This is a genomic window from Serratia sp. (in: enterobacteria) (genome assembly GCF_046715635.1).
GTDB lineage: Bacteria > Pseudomonadota > Gammaproteobacteria > Enterobacterales > Enterobacteriaceae > Chania.
Window position 1 is genome coordinate 1 of sequence record NZ_JBKJYW010000374.1, and the last position, 18,410, is coordinate 18,410.

Genomic DNA, 18,410 nt, shown 5'->3' on the forward strand with positions numbered 1-18,410 from the left:
CCAATGAGCTACGTTGATGAATTCCGCGATCCGGCGCTATGTCAGGCGTTGTTACGGCGCATCGAAACGCTGATGCTAGCCATTCCCCAGTCGCAGCGCCTGCCGTTACAGGTGATGGAAGTCTGCGGTGGCCACACCCACGCTATCTTCAAGTTTGGTCTTGACCAACTGTTGCCGGAAAGCCTGGAATTTGTCCACGGCCCCGGCTGCCCGGTTTGCGTATTGCCGATGGGGCGCATTGATAGCTGCCTGGAGATTGCCGCCCATCCGGAGGTGATTTTCTGTACCTACGGCGATGCGATGCGGGTTCCTGGCCGCAATGGGTCACTGTTGGATGCCCGCCGCCGTGGTGCCGATATCCGGGTGGTGTATTCGCCGCTGGATGCGCTACAGCTGGCCGCCGATAACCCACAGCGCGAAGTGGTCTTTTTTGGTCTGGGTTTTGAAACCACCATGCCCGCCAGCGCCTTGACCTTGCAGCAGGCTCGCCAGCGTCAACTGCGCAATTTCACCCTGTTTTGCCAACATATCACGCTAATCCCCACCTTACGCAGCCTGTTGCAGCAGCCCGATGTACGCATCGACGGCTTCCTGGCACCGGGCCACGTTAGCATGGTGATCGGCAATACTCCCTATCAGTTTATCGCTGCGGATTATCAAAAACCGCTGGTGGTGACCGGCTTTGAGCCGCTGGATATTCTGCAAGGTTTGGTGATGCTGCTGGAACAACTGCGTGATGGCCGCCGTGCGGTAGAAAACCAATACCGGCGCATCGTGCCCGAACAGGGCAATCTTCTGGCCCAGCGGGCGATGGCTGAGGTGTTTTGCCTGAAAGAAAGCAGCGAATGGCGCGGGCTGGGTGAGATTGCCCACTCTGGCGTGCAGATCAAACCTGAGTATGCGGATTTTGATGCCGAATTGCGGTTTAAACCGCAGGTGCAGCGGGTGGCGGACGATCCGCTTTCGCGCTGTGGTGAAGTGTTGACCGGGCGCTGCAAACCGGATGCCTGCCCGTTGTTCGGCAAACAATGTACGCCAGAGAACGCCTTTGGTGCTCTGATGGTGTCCTCGGAAGGGGCCTGTTCGGCTTACTACCAGTATCGCAGGGAGACCGCATAATGCGTGAAAAGAACAACGGGCGGGAAATCACCCTGGCCCATGGCAGCGGTGGCCGCGCCATGCAATCCCTGATTGAAGAACTCATGCTGCCCGCCTTTGCCAATCCGGCGTTAAACGCGCGGGAAGATCAGGCACGGATTGCACTGGATGAACTTGCTACTTCGGGCGACCGCTTGGCCGTATCGACCGACAGTTACGTTATCGATCCCATTTTCTTCCCCGGTGGAGATATCGGCAAACTGGCGGTCTGCGGCACCGCTAATGACGTAGCCGTCAGTGGCGCCCAGCCGCGTTATCTGAGCTGCGCCATGATCCTGGAGGAAGGGTTGCCGTATGCCACGCTGGAACGCATCGTCCAATCGATGGCCAGCACGGCGCAGCAGGCCGGGATCCAGATTGTGACCGGCGATACCAAAGTGGTGCCCCGGGGTGCGGCAGACAAAATCTTTATCAATACCACCGGTTTAGGAACCATCCCGGCGGGCGTCAACTGGGGGGCCGCTAACATCCGCCTGGGGGACAGCATTATCGTCAGCGGCACCTTGGGCGATCATGGCGCAACCATTCTGAACCTGCGTGAAGGGTTGGGCCTGGAGAGTGAATTAAGCAGCGATTGCGCCCTGTTGGCTCCACTGATTGCTCCACTGTTACCGATTGCCGGGGTTCGCGCTTTACGCGATGCGACGCGCGGTGGCGTGACGGCGGTGCTACATGAGTTTGCCGCCGCTAGCGGCTGTGGCATGGCGATTTCCGAGGCGGTACTGCCGTTGAAACCTGCGGTGCGGGGGATTTGCGAACTGCTGGGGCTGGACGCGCTCAACTTTGCCAACGAAGGCAAGCTGGTGTTGGTGGTGGCACCCGAGGCTGAGGCTGAAGTGTTGGCTGTTCTGCATCGGCATCCGCTGGGCCGCGATGCGGCGGTGATTGGCCATACCACCGAGCGCCAGCAGGTGAGCCTCACCGGGCTGTTCGGGGTTTCCCGTCGGCTGGATCTGCCGCTGGATGAGCCTTTGCCACGGATTTGTTAGTGGCTCGGTTGTGGTTTTGAGTGTGGGTGGTTGCCCCTCACCCTAACCCTCTCCCTCAGGGAGAGGGGACCGACCGAGTTCGCTTCAGTCGCAGAGAGTTACCTGATCATGGCTGAGGAAAACAGGTCGGTCGCGGTACTCAACCACGGCTCCAAACTGGCTCCCTCTCCTTGGGGTGAGTGTTAGGGTGAGGGAGACAAAGATTGATCGCGATAGCTGACCAAGGCACTGAATTAGCTCCCTCTCCTTTGGGAGAGGGTTGGGGTGAGGGGGATTTGATCGCTGGACCAACAGGAGAATCGAGACAACATGGCAGATTGTGAGCCGGAGAATATCGCCAGCAGCAACGGCCTTCGCCTGCGGATCAAGGGCAAGGTGCAGGGGGTGGGGTTTCGTCCCTACGTCTGGCTGCTGGCCCGGCGGTTTAACCTGTGCGGCGAGGTCAGCAATGACGGCGCCGGGGTGATCGTCCAGCTATGGCAATCGCCCGCCATAACGGAATTTTTGCGGGTGTTGCCGCAAGAGTGCCCGCCCCTGGCGCGGATCGATAGCGTTACCTCTACCCCTTTTAACTGGCCGCAACAGCCAGTGAGTTTCACCATTGCCAGCAGCGGAGCGGGGCAAGTGGATACCCATATCGTGGCGGATGCGGCCACCTGCGATGCCTGCCTGGCAGAGCTGAACTCGCCGCAAAACCGGCGCTATCACTATCCATTTATCAACTGTACCCACTGCGGCCCGCGTTTCACCATCATCCGCCGGATGCCCTACGATCGGCCCAATACCTCGATGCAGCCTTTCCCGCTGTGCCCGCAGTGCCTGGCGGAGTATCAGGATCCTGCCGACCGTCGTTTTCATGCACAGCCTACCGCCTGCCCGGAGTGTGGCCCGCAACTTTGGCTCAGCGATGCCACAGGCCAAACCATCGCCAGCGCCGGTGACGCGCTGCAACTGGCCGCGCAGGCGCTGATTGCCGGGCAGATCGTGGCGGTGAAGGGGATTGGCGGTTTTCATCTGGCCTGTGACGCCACCAATCCGGCTGCGGTACAGCGCCTGCGATCTCGCAAACATCGCCCGGCCAAGCCCCTGGCGGTGATGATGCCGGATACCCACTGGTTGCAACAGTGTGTTCAGGTAGCGGAACCGGCGACATTGCTAAAACTGCTACGCAGCCCACCAGCACCGATAGTGCTGGTAGCGGCTCACCCACAAAGCCCATTGTGCGGCAAGATTGCGCCGGGGCTCAATGAGATCGGGGTGATGTTACCGGCCAATCCGCTGCAACATCTGTTGTTGCAACAGGTCGCGCGACCACTGGTGATGACTTCCGGCAACCCGGCAGGCAAACCTCCTGCACTGAGCAACCAACAAGCTCTGGAGGAACTCGCTGGCGTGGCCGACGTCTGGCTGCTGCATAACCGCGAGATCGTCCAGCGGGCCGATGACTCTTTAGTCCGTTTGACCGAGCAGGGCAGCGAGATGCTGCGCCGGGCACGTGGCTATGTCCCGGATGCGATGGCTCTACCCCCAGGCTTTACCGCCCAGCCGGCCACCTTGGCGCTGGGAGCCGACAGCAAGAATACCTTCTGCCTGCTGTGGGGTGATCAGGCGGTGGTCAGCCAGCATCTAGGCTCGCTGGGGGATGAGGCCACCCGGCAACAACAGCAGCAACTGTTGGCGCTGTTTGGTGAAATCTACGGCGTAGTGCCACAGGCGATCGCCATCGACGCCCACCCCGGCTACCTCAGCCACCAGCAGGGCCTGGCGTTGGCCACTGAGCGGGCAATCCCTTGTGTCACCACGCTGCATCATCATGCCCATCTGGTTGCCTGCCTGGCGGAACATGGCTGGTCGCGCGACGGCGGTAAGGTGATTGGGCTGGCGTTGGATGGGCTGGGATATGGCCTTGGCGGCCAGCTGTGGGGCGGAGAATGTCTGCTGGTGGATTATCAGCATTGTGAGCATTTCGGCGGGTTGCCCGCAGTGGCATTGCCTGGCGGCGATGTTGCCGCTCGCCAGCCGTGGCGCAACCTGTTGGCCCAGTTACAGCGTTTTGTCCCCGATTGGCAGACGTTGCCAGAGGCCGCCGCAATCCCTCAACCGCAGGCGACGATCTTACTGCGGGCGGTCGAACGGAAAATCAACTCGCCGCTGGCCTCTTCCGCAGGGCGCTTATTTGATGCGGTGGCTGCAGCATTGCAGATCGTGCCGCCACAAATTTCCTGGGAGGGGGAGGCTGCCTGCCAGTTGGAGGCCTTGGCATGGCAAAGCCCGCCTCATCAGCCGCCGGTTTCACTGCCGCTGCTCGGCAATCAGCTGGATCTGGCCACCTTCTGGCGGCAATGGCTGGCCTATCAGGCCCCCCCGGCACAGCGTGCTTATGCGTTCCATTTCGCCCTGGCCCAGGGGTTTGCCGCACTGGCCCGCAGAGCCATGCAGCAATACGGCATCAATACCGTCGTGCTGTCTGGGGGAGTCATGCATAACGCGCTGTTGCGGCAATTGCTGTTGCAACAGTTGGCAGGATCACAGGTCTTGCTGCCATCCCGCCTACCGGCAGGCGATGGCGGGCTGGCCTTGGGGCAGGCGCTGATTGCCGCCAACCGACTTTCAAGGCAGGCATAAGGATGAATTTATAACGTAATCAACTGTTTTCATGAGTAAAACCACCACCTTCATTCACTGGAAAATTTAGGTATTCATTATGCGTATTAATGTCAAAGCTGTGGCTGTATCCCTACTGGCGCTGTTCCCCATGCTGGCCTTTGCCCATGTGGGCCATGACGGTGGCGCGCATCACGTATTAAGCTTTACCGAAGGCTTTATCCATCCGCTGACCGGGATGGATCACCTGGTCGCCATGGTTCTGGTGGGTATCTGGAGCGCCATGAACACCAAACAGTGGTGGCTGGCTCCGCTGGCGTTTGCTGGTTTGCTGCTGACCGGCGCGCTGGTTGGCATGGCAGGCGTAACCGTACCTGGCACTGAGTTTATCGTTGCCGCTTCACTGCTGGGCATTGGCGTGATGGTTGCCTTGCAGTTGAAACTGTCGGCGATAACGGGCGCGTTGATTATTGGCGCTTTTGCCATCTTCCACGGCTTGGCCCACGGCGCGGAGTTGTCCCATTCGGTAGCGGCGCTTTCCGGTATGGTGATCGCCACGGCGCTGCTGCACGTAGCGGGTTTGGGTATCGGTTATCTGCTGGCGTCTTCATCTACGCATCGCGGCTGGGCGCGGGTGATTGGCGGCGGCTCATCGCTGCTGGGTATCGGCCTGCTCAGCGGTATTCTTTGATAGCCTAATGCCAACAACGGCAAATTGCTGACAGGGATGTCAGCAATACCTGAATAATCCCTGCGAACGGCTGGATTGACGCTCACTTTTTGGTTAAATTCCAAGGGGAGTCAATGCAGGCGCTAACAGGGATTGTGGCAATGAGAAGGTTTTGGGCACTATTTACGTCTAGTTTTGTTGGTTTCTCCCCGCAAACCCCCGTTCTTGCTGGCTATTGGCCATGAAAAAAATCGGTTTCCACCATCTGTCCTTTATTCGCCATGATAAAAATGCCACCGGTGAACACCTGCTGCGGCGCATTCTGGCTGGGGATAAGGTTTTCTACACCTATAGCGACCAGTTTGCCGATATCAGCGTGCTGGAAAAATTGGTTGCTGGAGAGGGGGTTTATATCGGGGCGCATCAGTTGGCCGATGGTAGCTACTGGTTGCACTGGCTGGTGAGCGAGGAAAAAGGCAGCCTGCAAGCGCAAGCGCCTGATGAACCTAATCCTTCCAGGCTTATCTTGCAGATGGCGGGTTCAGCCGCGCTGATTGGGTTGGCGGGCTATGGATTTAGCTGGTTATCCAGCTTCTGGGTGGCGGTCATTCTGATGTTGGTCTTAAGCTGCGGCGTGTGGGGTTGTTTTAGCTCGTTCACTCAGTGGACGATAAACGCCAGCCGTAGGGCGCACCAGTCGCTGAGGGGGCTGGAACAGGTTATGCAGGGCGATGTAGCCCTTTGCCAAGCTTCCAGCGTACAGCCTCCCATCCCGTGCAACGATAAACTGATGTCCGATCAGACCATACTCTCTTGCGTATCAAGCATTGCGACCCGAGTGAGCGCCAGGCGTGAGACGATTGGCTATGGTGAATATCAGCGGGAAGTGATCGATTACCAATTTAGCTGTAGCGCTGGGCGATTAACGTTTCGCACCGGCGTGGATCAGATGATTGAAAACCTTAACCCGCTGCTGCTACGTGAGCATCCTTTCTTCCTGGCGGCCAACGATCCAGTGACGCTGCTGATCGCCCGGCCGAGCAACGCCGTGATCGGCGTTTGCAATGAGCGGGACGGCAGCGCTTATCTCAACCGGCCAAGTGGTTTGGCGGTGTCACTGCAACGGCTTAAGTGGCTGTATAAAACCTTGCCCATTTGCTGCCTGTTTTTCATGCTGCTGCTGGTCTGTTTCACGTTGAATGACTGGTGGCACCAGGGCGGAGTGCCGGATAAATGGGATTGGCTGGACGCAGCCGACATCTTCGCTACTTTTGGCCTGCTGAGCGTAATGTTCTGTTGCGGTCTGATGCTGCTGTTGGAAGTGGCGGGTTGGTTAGCTCGCCGAGACTCATTGAACGCGGCGGGTTTTGTCTTGGCTCGCCAAAAGCTGGCGTTGTTCAAGCGCGGAGCTGGCAAGCCTGTCTACCTACAGGATGTGGCCTGAGAAGTAGTCACCAGAGAAATAGGCTTGAATTAATGCAATTACAGACAGGGATTAGAGTGATGAACAGAGTGATAAGTGGACTGGCATTAGGGGTGATTTCTTTCTCCTCGCTGGCTGATTGCCAGCCGCTGCTTAACGAATTGGCTAAGCCCTTCGCCGCCAAAACGACCATGAATACCGAGCTGTCCACCTGCAAGGTGTGGCCCTATGCTCCGGAAAAAACCCTAGCTGTGCTGATGCTGGAACCTAAGGAGGAGGCCCAACCCGATTTTACCGACTATGACGTCGCCGTTTTGGTGGTTGATAGCCAGTCCGGCAAGGTGCTAGCCAGCAAATATCATCCCAGGGCGATTATGGATGATGCCATCTACACCAGCAGCGTGACCATCGACACTGCTCGCTACCAATTATCTCCGGCGATACGCGCCTTCGGGGTGCGTTTTATTCACCGCGGCTCCTCCTCGGTCAATCCCGACAGCATCGAACGGCTTAACCTCTATACCCTGCAAGAGCAGCAAGTCACTCTGGTGCTCAATAATCTCACCATGAATGAATATAGCGGTGAGTGGGATGGCGAGTGTGCCGGGGATTTCGTCGCGACCAATCGCGCATTGGCGCTTGGCAAGAGTGCGCATAACGGCTTCCAGGATCTGCAGCTACAGACCATGGCGACGTACAAGGAAGCCAGCAAAAAAGGGGCGGACTGCGTGGAAAGCAGCAAAGTCGTTGCCAAGACCCGCGTCGAACTCAAGTTCGATGGTAAAGCGTATCCGGTCGAACAGGATAAGCTGCTCGAGCATCGTTTTTAATCCGTGCCTGGCCGTTAGTAACCATGAAAAAAATCTGCTTCATCTTCAGGAAGTCCCCTAATGTTCAGCAATAGCCTGACGCGCATTATCCTGCTGGCCCTGGGGGTCATCGCTTCCTGGATACTGTTTTATATCGACAGCTTTGCCGGGTTTGCCCCCGACTGGCAGTGGCAGCGGAACTATCAGCCAGAACGCCCTGCGGTGGTTATGAACGAGCAACGCCTGAGCAGCTTTCAACAGGGGGTGCTGTTAACGGGTATCAGCGATGCGATTAACACCCGGATCACGCATATTGAGAGCGACCAGCGAAAGCTGATATATCACTACGAAAATACGGTGCAGATCGATGTGCTGGCAGACGTTGGGCCCCCCTTGTTAAACCTGCAGTTCTCCCCTGATACCAGCATGATCCGCTTGATAATGGAGGCCAAGGTCGGCAGTGGAACAACCCGGAACCGAAGCTATGATGAAAATGCCACGATCCCGGTCAGCCAGCTCATCATCGAAGAGAATGGCAAGTTGCGCGTCAGCGCCCGCTTTTTGGGCTACGTGGTGGAGCAACAATGTAATGCACAAGGGTATTGTCTGGTGGTGTTCGGCACCCACTCTTATCGCAAAGATGCCGTATTTTATTCGGCCGATGGTGGCCGACACTGGCGCTGGTTATCCCAGTGGCACGATCCCGATGGCGACCAAATTTATCAGCTCTTGGGTCTCTCTGGGGCGCAGAGTGTACTGATGGTCCAGCAGGGCAAACTCTATCGGTCGGACGATCTCGGACAGCATTGGCAGCAGGTATTCGATCTGCCCAAGTTGTTAACGGAGCGCGGGATCGATCCTGCCCTCTATACGGCCAGTTGGCACTATAACGGCGGCGATCGGGTGATCATCAGTCATCAGCCCCATAATACCGGGGAAGACGAGCCGTTAACCAGTTCACTGCTGCTCGATTTCAACCTGAAATCCGCACGAGTCCGGTCCAGCCAATGGGTGCCCGGTGATATCGTTGCTGTCGACATCAGTACGCAGGGGGATTTTGATTTTATCTTACGCCAGCAGCCACGGCGGATTTATAGCCTGAACCGGTTGCTGGATAACGGCACGCTGCAACCGCTGCTGGAAACCGGCAAAAAAGCCTTAGGCGGGCTCTATGTGGGCAATAATCTGCTGATGATGGAGAAAGAATTGAACGACCCGCTGCATATGACCCTCTCTACCGGTGGCGGCCAGCACTGGTTCAGAATGAAAAAACTGCCTGATGGCTATGACTATCGCGTGCAGTTTGACCGTTGGCATAACCGCCTGTTCCGCTTTCCAGCCCATGATTACGATTACCCTAAGTTGGGCAATAGCGACGGCCTGGTGTATGAGACAACCACGCCGCCGTAATTGCCAATAGAGTCATCATGCTGCGCCCGTTAGGTAATCAATAGGTTAACGTTTGGCACCGACAAATTCATTCGCCTCAGTCCTCTGCCAGCACCTGTTGCAGCGCGGCGATCAGCTTGCGGTTGGCCGCTTCGCTTTTGATCGCTACCCGGTAATAGTCGGCGGAAAGGCCAGGGTAGTTGCCACAGTGGCGGATCAGGATGCGGTGCTGCAATAACGCCATTTCCAGTACGTTACCACCATGTTCACTCATGGTTCTGCTATTCCCCTGTCAAGTTTGCGAGCAGGATAACACAGCGTAATTGCCGTTGAACCGGTGCAAATTGAACATGTCGGCCAAGTGAATGCCAGATCTTGGCGTGTATTCGCCATATCAACAGGTTAATATGGCGTGGCTATCGAGATGATAACTAAGTGATAAATTGAAGCGTTGCGTTCGTCGAACCTATAACGTTTTTATTGACAGTATTAATACCAACTGGATAACCCACGCCCTGAACGATGACAGGTTGTGGTTGGGAAGGGGGTGTAACTCCCCCGCAGCCCCCGCTGCTGTGATGCCGACGAGTCCACTGCGCCACTGATCTGAGGATTGGGAAGGGAGTGGATGAGGATGACGCTAAGCCAGAAGACCGGCCAGTTGGTCACACATTCAACACCTTCGGTGGGAAGGGGGTTGTCATGAGATACGTGCAGCTAGCTTGCACCGCCTGGCCGTATCCTGTTGACACCCAAATCCCGCCCGAGAGGTCGGGATTTTTTTATGCCATTAACCCACCATCAGGCTTTCTCAATTGCGGTTATAAGGTGCGTGCCATGACGCTGCTGGCCTGGTTCGTGGCCTTTCTGCTCGACAGCCTGCTAGGTGACCCGCCGCACTGGCCGCATCCGGTGCGTTGGATCGGCAACCTGATCACGTTGCTGCAACGCGCGATCAGCCGGATTTGCCATAGCGAGAGGGCGCTAAAACTGGGCGGCGGGATGCTGTGGCTGGGCGTCGTCGGGGCGGTTTGGCTGGTCAGTTGGGGCTTTTTAACGCTGATGCAGCATATCCACCCGTGGTTGGGCTGGCTGGCGGAAGTCTGGCTGATTTATACCCTGCTCGCCGGACGTTGCCTGGAACAGGCGGCTATGGAGGTTCACAGAGCATTACAAAGTGCCGACCTTGAGGAGAGCCGCCGTAAGCTGTCGTGGATTGTCGGGCGGGATACTTCACAGCTGGAAGAGCCGCAAATCACCCGGGCTGTGGTGGAAACGGTAGCGGAAAACAGCGTGGATGGCGTAATTGCGCCGCTGTTCTTTTTGCTGATAGGTGGAGCACCGTTGGCGATGGCGTATAAAGCGGTTAACACCCTCGATTCAATGGTGGGCTACAAAACGCCGAAATACCGCGCTATCGGCTATGTGTCGGCGCGGATGGATGACGTCGCCAACTGGTTACCGGCCCGGCTTAGCTGGCTACTGCTGAGCTGTGCGGCCCGGTTGAACGGGTTGGACTATCGCCAGGCGTTACGCATTGGCTGGCGCGATCGCTATCAGCACACCAGCCCCAACTGCGCTTGGTCGGAAGCCACCGTAGCTGGATCGCTGGGAGTGCGGCTTGGCGGCCCTAACAACTACTTTGGTCAACGGGTCGAAAAGCCGTGGATCGGTGAGGCTCGGCGGGAGATCGAGCTGGCAGATATCCCAGGCAGCACGCGTCTGATGATGACGGCCTCGCTGTTGGCTCTGCTGCTGTTTGCCGCGTTGCGCCTGCTATGGCTTGGCGCTTGAAATAATAATAGTTTGCGCGGCTTCGCCTGCGTGACGTGGAGAATAAATAGGTGATGAAACGGTGTGTGATGGTGCAGGGAACCGCATCCGATGTGGGTAAAAGCGTGCTGGTGGCCGGCCTGTGCCGGATCTTCATGCAGGATGGTTATCGCTGTGCGCCGTTCAAATCGCAGAATATGGCACTCAACTCTGGTATTACCGCCCGTGGGGAAGAAATGGGCCGGGCGCAGATCTTTCAGGCCGAGGCTGCCGGCATCGCACCCGATGTACGGATGAACCCGGTGCTGCTGAAACCCACCAGCGACTGCCAGGCACAGGTGGTGCTGATGGGAAAAGTGGCCTGCAATATGGACGCGGTAAGCTATCACGAGTACAAGCCGCAGTTGCAGCAACAAATCAGCGAGGTGTATCACAACCTGGCCAGCGGTTACGACATCATGGTGCTGGAAGGGGCCGGTAGCCCGGCGGAAATCAACCTGCGCGATCGCGACATCGTCAATATGGGCATGGCGGCGATCGCCGATGCGCCTGTGCTGCTGGTGGCCGATATCGATCGCGGCGGGGTATTTGCCGCCATTTATGGCACGCTGGCACTGCTGGAACCGGAAGAAAAAGCGCGGGTGAAAGGGGTGATCATCAATAAATTCCGTGGTGATATTGCCTTGCTCTATACGGGCCTGGAGCAGATCGAAGCCCTGACCGGTGTACCCGTGCTGGGCGTGATGCCCTGGCTGAATATCGATCTGGAAGATGAAGATGGCGTGGCGTTGCAAAATGGCAAATATGCTCCGACAGGCACCAGACATGAGCTGGATATCGCGGTGGTGCAATTGCCCTATATGGCCAATTTTACCGATTTTAATGCCTTGGCGGCCCAGCCGGACGTGGGGCTGCGCTATGTTTCGCACCCGGCGGCGCTGGCTGGTGCCGATCTGATTATTCTGCCGGGTAGCAAAAACACCCTGGGGGATCTGCAGTGGCTGCAACAAAGCGGGCTGGCGGCGGCGTTAAAGGATCAGCACCGGGCCGGAGTGCAGATCGTGGGTATCTGTGGTGGCTACCAGATGCTCGGCAAGCACATTGTTGATGGCGTGGAGTCCGGTGTGGATCAGATGCCGGGGCTGGGATTGCTGGATGTCACCACCCACTTTGCACCGCAAAAAGTCACTACACAGGTGAGTGCGCAATGTCAGCCTGGGTTGCCCGGTCTCTGGTTTGGTTGTGGCGAGCAGGACGTCGTTGGCTACGAGATTCATATGGGGACCACCCAGCTTGGCCCAGAGGCTACGCCTTTTGCTCGCCTTTCCCTGCGTAATGGCGAGCCGGACAGCGCCTTTGATGGGGCAGTGAATCCTGCCGGTAACGTGCTGGGCAGCTATATTCATGGCCTATTCGACAGCGGGCTTTTTTGCCGTGTGCTGCTAAACGAGCTGCGCCAGCGTAAAGGGCTGCCGGTTTACGACGGCCCAGCTTTCGACTATGCCGATTATAAGCAGCAACAGTTTGATATCTTGGCCGACAAGATGCGGGAACATATTGATATGGGTAAGATTTATCGCTTGATGACCGAGCACCAGCAAACGGTGGCCCAATGATCCTGATCACCGGCGGAGCACGCAGCGGCAAAAGTTCGCTGGCCGAAAGGTTAGCGAGCGGTGTCAGTGACCGGGTGTTGTATATCGCCACCTCGGTGATCACCGATGAGGAAATGGCCGAACGGGTCAGGCTGCATCGCCAGGCCCGGCCTGCGCATTGGCGTACCTGGGAGGGGAGCCAGCAGTTGGCCAGCGTGATCGACCAACAGGCAGCGGAGGGAGATGCGGTGATCCTGGAGTGTATTACCACGCTGATCGCCAACCTGATGTTTGAGCTGACCGGGGAGACGCCGGTGGAAACCATCGACTTTGCCGCAGTAGAAACGGCGATCCAGCGGCAGATCGATGAACTGCTGGCCGCCTGTGCCCGCAGCCCGGCGGCGATCTATCTGGTCACCAATGAGCTGGGGATGGGCATCGTGCCGGAAAACCGTTTGGCACGGCACTTCCGTGATATTGCCGGGCGTGTTAACCAGCGTTTGGCCGCCGCCGCCGAGTCGGTGTTGTTGGTGATTTCTGGTATTGAGGTCAAGATTAAATGAGTTTGCGACTGTTTTGGGCCACCCTGCAATTAATGACGCGTATCCCGCTGCCTGCCAGTTGGACACAGGGATTGGCAATGGATAATTACCAGCGTGGCATCATCGGTTTCCCCTTGATTGGCCTGATCGTCGGTGTAATCGGTGGTGCCGTTTTTACCCTGTTGGCCCCTTGGTGTGGGGTGCCGCTGGCGGCATTGGGTTACGTGCTGGCATTGGCTTTGGTTACCGGGGCTTTCCATCTCGACGGATTGGCCGATACCTGTGACGGCGTATTTTCGGCCCGGACCCGGGAGAAAATGCTGGAGATCATGCGCGATAGCCGCCTTGGCACCAACGGCGGGCTGGCGTTGATCGTTATCGTCGTGGCCAAGGTGTTGGTGATCAGCGAACTGGCACTGCGCGGGGTACCGATGTTGGCCACGTTGGCGGCAGCAGGAGTGGCTTGCCGGAGCCTGGTGGTATTGATGATGTATCGCCAGCCCTATGCCCGTGAAGGTAACGGGTTGGGGAACCTTTACATTGGCAAGATTAGCGGCGGGCAAACGTTGTTCACCCTGGCGCTGGGGGCCGCTTTAGTCGCCTTGTTGGGGCATGGACAGGGGTTGTTTGCGCTTGGCTGTGCGCTGATCGCCGTGCTGTTGCTGCGGGCCTATCTGCGCCGCCGTCTGGGCGGGCAAACTGGTGACACCCTGGGGGCGGCGATAGAAATTGCCGAGCTGATCTTCTTACTGGCACTGCTGTGAGTGGGCGCTATGCGGCTATTTTTGGTACGACACGGGCAAACGGCGGCGAATCGGCAGGGCGTATTTTGCGGCATGACCGATTTGCCGCTGACCGAACAAGGTGAGCAGCAGGCGCGGCAGGTTGCACAATGGTTGGCCGGGGTGCCATTTACACAGGCGATTAGCAGTGAGTTATTACGCGCCCGGCATACCGCCGAGATCGTGCTTGGGCAGCGGGATCTGGCGATCCAACCCGACGGCGGCTTTAACGAAATGAATTTTGGCGACTGGGAGATGCGTCATCACCAGGATTTGCAGCAGCAGGATAGTGCTGCCTGGGCCGACTGGGTGGCGGATTGGCAACTAGCCTGCCCGCCAGCGGGGGAGTCCTTTCCATTGTTTTCACAGAGGATTAGCCAACAGACCCAACGTCTGCTGGACGAACAGGGCGATGGCGATCGTCTGCTGGTGGCGCACCAAGGCACTCTGAGCCTACTGCTGGCCGGGCTGCTAAAGCTGCCTGCCGCCGGGATGTGGCACTTCCCGTTTACCCAGGGAGCCTACAGCGTAGTGGAACTCAACCAGGGTTTTGTCACGCTAAAAGTATTTAACAGCCAGGCTCATTGGCAGCCTGCAAGCAGAGAATAAAGTTATGCAAACATTGTCATCGTTAATCGACCTGATTAAGCCGTTAGACGCGGCCGCCATGCAACAGGCAGCGGCAAAGATTGATGGACTGCTTAAGCCACCGGGCAGCCTTGGCCGCCTGGAACAATTGGCGACCCAGTTGGCCGGGATGCGCGGTTTTAGCGGGATGGCCGCCAGCCGCAAGCAAATTATCGTTATGATGGCCGATCACGGCGTTTATGCCGAAGGGGTCGCGGTGTCACCGCGTGAAGTCACGGTGATCCAGGCGCTGAATATGGTGAAGGGTAATACCGGCGTCTGCGTATTGGCGGCCAATGCCGGTGCCGAGGTGAAGCTGGTGGATGTTGGTATCGACAGCGAACCCTTGCCGAGCCTGATCAACTTGAAGGTCGGGCGCGGCAGCGGCAACATTGCATGCGGGGCGGCAATGACGCGGCAGCAGGCGGAGGAGTTGCTGTTGGCCACGGCTCAACTGACGCTGGAACAGGCGGCGCTTGGGGTGAAATTGTTTGGCGTCGGGGAGTTGGGGATGGCCAATACTACGCCTGCCGCGGCGTTAGTCAGCGTCTTTACCGGCCGCGATCCGCAGGAAGTGGTCGGCATTGGAGCCAATTTCCCCAGCGAACGTTTGCACCATAAGGTGGATGTGGTACGTCGGGCGATTGAGGTAAACCAGCCGGATGCCCAAGACGCGCTGGACGTGTTGGCTAAGCTGGGCGGATACGATCTGGTGGGGATGGCTGGCGTAATGTTAGGGGCTGCGGCTGCCGGTTTGCCGGTGATCCTAGATGGTTTTCTCTCTTATGCCTCTGCGCTGGCGGTCTGCGGCATTGCGCCTCAGGTACGGGATTATCTGCTACCGTCCCATTTCTCTGCGGAGAAGGGCGCGGCTGCCGCACTTGAGCACCTGCAATTGGCACCTTATCTGCATCTGGATATGCGGCTGGGGGAGGGCAGTGGTGCCGCCATTGCTATGCATATCGTGGATGCGGCCTGCGTGATGTTTAATCAGATGGGATCGTTGGCGGACAGTAATATTGTTATTCCCGGTCATGCTATCTAAACGTAGGATACCATCACCAAGGTTTCACCTTGTAGGGGCGCCGCATGCTGCGCCCGCTTAGCTAGGGTCGAACATATGCTCGACCCTGTTAATTCGACAAATTAGGCAGTTTGCAAGTGGGTTGCCCGGCCAAACAGGCGTTTGAACAACCAATAAATCACGCTGGCTGCCAGCAGTGAGTTAATGGTCGGCACGCCCCATTCCGTTACCAGGCCGATTACGCTACCGACGATACTGGCGATAATGGCGGCCCAACCGATTAACGGCGTTTCCGGCGGCAGTTGGCCAAGCTGGCGGCTGGCGTCCAGAGCATCGCGGTGGCTGCGCAGCAGGAAGTAGTCCACCAGCATGACGCCGAGGATCGGTGGGAATACCACGCCCAGCACGGTCAGGAAATCCACAAACCGATCCAGGATCCCCAGAACCGAAAGCAACGTACCCAAAAGACCGATAATCACCGTGGTCGCGGTGTATTTCAGCTTTTTACCGGTCATACCTTCAACCGCATTAACCACCCCCAAGGACGACGAATAGAGGTTCAGATCGTTAACGCGCAGGGTGGAAAACACCACCACCAACAAACCGATACCGCCCGCACTCTGGGCCATGATTGTTACTACGTCTGCTGTACCGAGCGTTTTGGCGATAAAAATGGCCAGGCCGTTAACCACGAATTCACCGGCAATAATGGTCAACAGCGTAATGCCAAACACGTGGCGTTTGTTTTTGGAGTAGCGGGTCAGGTCTGGAGTCATCAGGCTGGCAACAATAGCGCCGCCAACCACGATAGTGATGCCTGCGCTAATGGTTAACGCTTCCCCCATCGGGGCCAGCAGAATAGCCTCATGCAGTTTCTGCCCGGATAGGACGTTATAGGAGATAAAGAATACCAGCAGGATAAACAGCGGTACCGCGATACGTGCAGTGATACGCAGCGCTTTAAAACCAAAAGCAACCAGCACCGTCAAAAACAGGCCTGACAGTGAGGCTGACAGTGGGAAGCCCAGGCGATCGCCCAAGGCGAAGTTAAGCGATTTAGCAAAGATGGCGTTCTGAATGCCAAACCAGCCCAACAGGCTGACGGCCACCACCAGGCCGATAAGCACCGAGCCTATGCGGCCAAAGCCACACCAGCGAGCCAGCAGGCTGCCGGAGATGCCTTCTCTCATCCCTGCCAAACCCAGCCCAAACGTCACGACACCAAAGATCAGGCTGCCGATAAAGATGGCGATAAAGGCATCGGTCAGGGTCATTGAGTTACCCAACACGGCACCCAACATAAACTGATCCAAGGCCGTTAGCATACCCATATGCACGATGGCAACGCTGAGAAAGGAGACCCTCTTATCCTGTGGTACCCGGCTCAATGGGTAGTCTTCAATTTTAATCACGATAATCTCTCGTTAACGTTTAAATAAATTGGATGCCTTTTTCAATCAGGCGTACTGGAATGTAGCTGTCCAAATTCACCAGTTTGCAATACTCTTCGAACTGTTGAAGCGTATGCACATCGGCTTTTTGGTAGATGTTGTAGATTCTATTTTCTATGGTTTTATTGCTGACGTCATATAGCCTGGCAATTTCTTTGTTGGTGTAGCGTTGCAGCATCAAAAATATGATATCCAGCTCCGACTGGGTAAAGGTTTGAATGCTGGCTTCGGTGGTTAAGATGCTGGGTTTTTGCTGGTTGATATATTTTAGCGGTGAAAAACTGTCCAGCGGACGGGCGTTCCACATGGTGCCAACCAGCTCTTTGTTCTCATTATAGATAGGCAGTTTTTCGCTGATAAAGGGAACTAAGCTGTCGCTGCCGTACCAGAAGTGCGTCTCAATGACGGCTACGCGATCCCGCGTCCCTTCGGTTTTTCGATCGTGCTCTTGCAAATCGGCAGCGAACTCTGCCCAATCGGCGGGGAATTCGGCATCAAGCTTGCCTGCAATATCGAAATTGAGAGGTGTGTTGGTATAAAGATAGGCCGCCTTATTCATATAAATATGGCGTGAGGATAAATCTTTAATCCCCCAAGGCTCATTTAAATGTTCCATCATGGTGATGAGACCTTTTAAATATAATTCATTGCTCTGCCAAAATGAATCCATTGGAACCTCTCATACTCAGCGCTATCAGATGTTTTTCGCTAAATAGATGCGAGTATGTCGGTGCGCATAGCCCGCTAAGTTGCCATATGGCTGGTACCCCAGTTTTTCGTAAAATGCCTGCGCCTGAAAACTGAAGGTATCGACATAGGCCATATGGCAACCGCGCTTGACGGCTTCTTGTTCTGCCTGCAGCATCAGGTCACGGCCGTAGCCTTTTTTGCGATACTCATCACCCACCCACAGGTATTGGACTTCTAATCCTCCCCACCAGGTTCTGGCGACCAGCCCGGCCACAATCTGCCCGTCATCGTCGGTGATGGTCAGGAATAACGGATGAATATCTACCGCATCATACTGATGGTTGTGCGCCCAGAGGCTGTCAATCACAAACTCTTCGTCCTGCGGATCTGGGGTGTCCGTTAGGTTAATCTTCATGGCTAATCGTTCCTTTTCATGCTAATAATTCAAACGTTCATTAAGGTATCTGTATTGATTAGCTTTAGTTAACATTTATTAGCAATGATTACAAGGGTGATTTTCACCTGTTTTCCTGGTGGCAAAAAATCAGTATGTTGTTGACAAGAGAGGGGAATAATTCACCTTTCTCAAGAGTATACCGAATAGAAAATATTGTGCTTCACCAGGGATACGCCCTTTAGGGCAGAGGGTAGTGACTAGAGCAAGCTAACTTGCCAACCGCATTATGCCTCACTGAACATGTAATAAGACTTATCATCACCTCGCCGTAATAGATTGCGCAAAGTAGCGGATTAACCCCCGCTACTTTGCCGCAAAATCCGTGCCGTTATCGTATAATTACCTGTTAAGCACCGCGTTTCGTGGTGTTCCTCGCTTCAAGTGGCTCCACTGAGGTATTATGGCTGACCGACCGATTTCGCGGCCA

Annotated in this window: 16 protein-coding genes, 1 pseudogene and 1 riboswitch; of the genes and pseudogenes, 13 read left to right on the top strand and 4 right to left on the bottom strand. The window is 56.4% G+C overall.

The window, feature by feature from the left end:
- Nucleotides 1-3: 3 nt before the first annotated feature.
- The 7 genes from hypD to ACLQ7H_RS19465 all read left to right on the top strand — a co-directional run bounded on the left by hypD (nucleotide 4) and on the right by ACLQ7H_RS19465 (nucleotide 9,063).
- Nucleotides 4-1,119: a hydrogenase formation protein HypD gene (gene hypD, locus ACLQ7H_RS19435; RefSeq protein WP_411754093.1), complete on the top strand. Its 1,116-nt coding sequence runs from the start codon at nucleotides 4-6 to the stop codon at nucleotides 1,117-1,119.
- Nucleotides 1,119-2,147: a hydrogenase expression/formation protein HypE gene (hypE, locus tag ACLQ7H_RS19440; RefSeq protein WP_411754079.1), complete on the top strand. Its 1,029-nt coding sequence runs from the start codon at nucleotides 1,119-1,121 to the stop codon at nucleotides 2,145-2,147. The genes hypD and hypE overlap by 1 nt, the downstream gene beginning before the upstream one ends.
- Before the next feature lie 309 nt (nucleotides 2,148-2,456).
- Nucleotides 2,457-4,772, top strand: coding sequence for a carbamoyltransferase HypF (hypF, locus tag ACLQ7H_RS19445; protein WP_411754080.1), 2,316 nt, complete (start codon nucleotides 2,457-2,459; stop codon nucleotides 4,770-4,772).
- A gap of 79 nt (nucleotides 4,773-4,851) precedes the next feature.
- Nucleotides 4,852-5,442 (top strand): HupE/UreJ family protein, encoded by a 591-nt coding sequence (locus ACLQ7H_RS19450; RefSeq protein ID WP_411754081.1) that lies wholly within the window; start codon nucleotides 4,852-4,854, stop codon nucleotides 5,440-5,442.
- Between the two features lie 220 nt (nucleotides 5,443-5,662).
- Nucleotides 5,663-6,865: a hypothetical protein gene (locus tag ACLQ7H_RS19455; RefSeq protein WP_411754082.1), complete on the top strand. Its 1,203-nt coding sequence runs from the start codon at nucleotides 5,663-5,665 to the stop codon at nucleotides 6,863-6,865.
- 59 nt (nucleotides 6,866-6,924) lie between these two features.
- Complete coding sequence (locus tag ACLQ7H_RS19460) at nucleotides 6,925-7,674, top strand: hypothetical protein (RefSeq protein WP_411754083.1); 750 nt, start codon at nucleotides 6,925-6,927, stop codon at nucleotides 7,672-7,674.
- A 60-nt stretch (nucleotides 7,675-7,734) separates the two neighbouring features.
- Nucleotides 7,735-9,063, top strand: a complete 1,329-nt coding sequence (locus tag ACLQ7H_RS19465) for a hypothetical protein (RefSeq protein WP_411754084.1) — start codon at nucleotides 7,735-7,737, stop codon at nucleotides 9,061-9,063.
- Between the two features lie 76 nt (nucleotides 9,064-9,139).
- Here the strand turns inward: ACLQ7H_RS19465 and ACLQ7H_RS19470 are convergent.
- Nucleotides 9,140-9,292, bottom strand: a pseudogene (locus ACLQ7H_RS19470) (threonine-phosphate decarboxylase); the annotation flags it as partial.
- Between the two features lie 233 nt (nucleotides 9,293-9,525).
- Nucleotides 9,526-9,719, top strand: a riboswitch (cobalamin riboswitch).
- Between the two features lie 160 nt (nucleotides 9,720-9,879).
- Between ACLQ7H_RS19470 and cbiB the strand changes: the two are divergent.
- Genes cbiB through cobT form a run of 6 tightly spaced genes read left to right on the top strand, consistent with a single transcriptional unit; the run spans nucleotide 9,880 to nucleotide 15,406 of the window.
- On the top strand, nucleotides 9,880-10,836 hold the full coding sequence (gene cbiB / locus ACLQ7H_RS19475; protein WP_411754085.1) for an adenosylcobinamide-phosphate synthase CbiB: 957 nt from the start codon (nucleotides 9,880-9,882) through the stop codon (nucleotides 10,834-10,836).
- Between the two features lie 53 nt (nucleotides 10,837-10,889).
- On the top strand, nucleotides 10,890-12,431 hold the full coding sequence (locus ACLQ7H_RS19480; protein ID WP_411754094.1) for a cobyric acid synthase: 1,542 nt from the start codon (nucleotides 10,890-10,892) through the stop codon (nucleotides 12,429-12,431).
- Nucleotides 12,428-12,973 carry a bifunctional adenosylcobinamide kinase/adenosylcobinamide-phosphate guanylyltransferase gene (gene cobU, locus ACLQ7H_RS19485; protein ID WP_411754086.1) on the top strand — a complete coding sequence of 182 codons (546 nt, stop codon included), beginning with the start codon at nucleotides 12,428-12,430 and terminating at the stop codon, nucleotides 12,971-12,973. The genes ACLQ7H_RS19480 and cobU overlap by 4 nt, the downstream gene beginning before the upstream one ends.
- On the top strand, nucleotides 12,970-13,716 hold the full coding sequence (gene cobS, locus ACLQ7H_RS19490) for an adenosylcobinamide-GDP ribazoletransferase (RefSeq protein WP_411754087.1): 747 nt from the start codon (nucleotides 12,970-12,972) through the stop codon (nucleotides 13,714-13,716). Before cobU ends, cobS begins: the two co-directional genes overlap by 4 nt.
- Nucleotides 13,717-13,725: 9 nt before the next feature.
- Entirely contained in the window at nucleotides 13,726-14,343 is a 618-nt protein-coding gene (locus ACLQ7H_RS19495; protein ID WP_411754088.1) for an adenosylcobalamin/alpha-ribazole phosphatase, read from the top strand.
- A gap of 4 nt (nucleotides 14,344-14,347) precedes the next feature.
- Nucleotides 14,348-15,406 carry a nicotinate-nucleotide--dimethylbenzimidazole phosphoribosyltransferase gene (gene cobT, locus ACLQ7H_RS19500; protein WP_411754089.1) on the top strand — a complete coding sequence of 353 codons (1,059 nt, stop codon included), beginning with the start codon at nucleotides 14,348-14,350 and terminating at the stop codon, nucleotides 15,404-15,406.
- Nucleotides 15,407-15,507: 101 nt separating this feature from the next.
- Here the strand turns inward: cobT and ACLQ7H_RS19505 are convergent, their stop codons facing one another.
- From ACLQ7H_RS19505 to ACLQ7H_RS19515, 3 genes are read right to left on the bottom strand one after another with little or no spacing between them, the layout of a single operon-like run.
- Nucleotides 15,508-16,797: a cytosine permease gene (locus ACLQ7H_RS19505; RefSeq protein ID WP_411754090.1), complete on the bottom strand. Its 1,290-nt coding sequence runs from the start codon at nucleotides 16,795-16,797 to the stop codon at nucleotides 15,508-15,510.
- A gap of 19 nt (nucleotides 16,798-16,816) precedes the next feature.
- Nucleotides 16,817-17,506, bottom strand: a complete 690-nt coding sequence (locus ACLQ7H_RS19510) for a helix-turn-helix transcriptional regulator (protein WP_411754091.1) — start codon at nucleotides 17,504-17,506, stop codon at nucleotides 16,817-16,819.
- Between the two features lie 24 nt (nucleotides 17,507-17,530).
- On the bottom strand, nucleotides 17,531-17,941 hold the full coding sequence (locus tag ACLQ7H_RS19515; protein ID WP_411754092.1) for a GNAT family N-acetyltransferase: 411 nt from the start codon (nucleotides 17,939-17,941) through the stop codon (nucleotides 17,531-17,533).
- Between the last annotated feature and the right edge of the window lie 469 nt (nucleotides 17,942-18,410).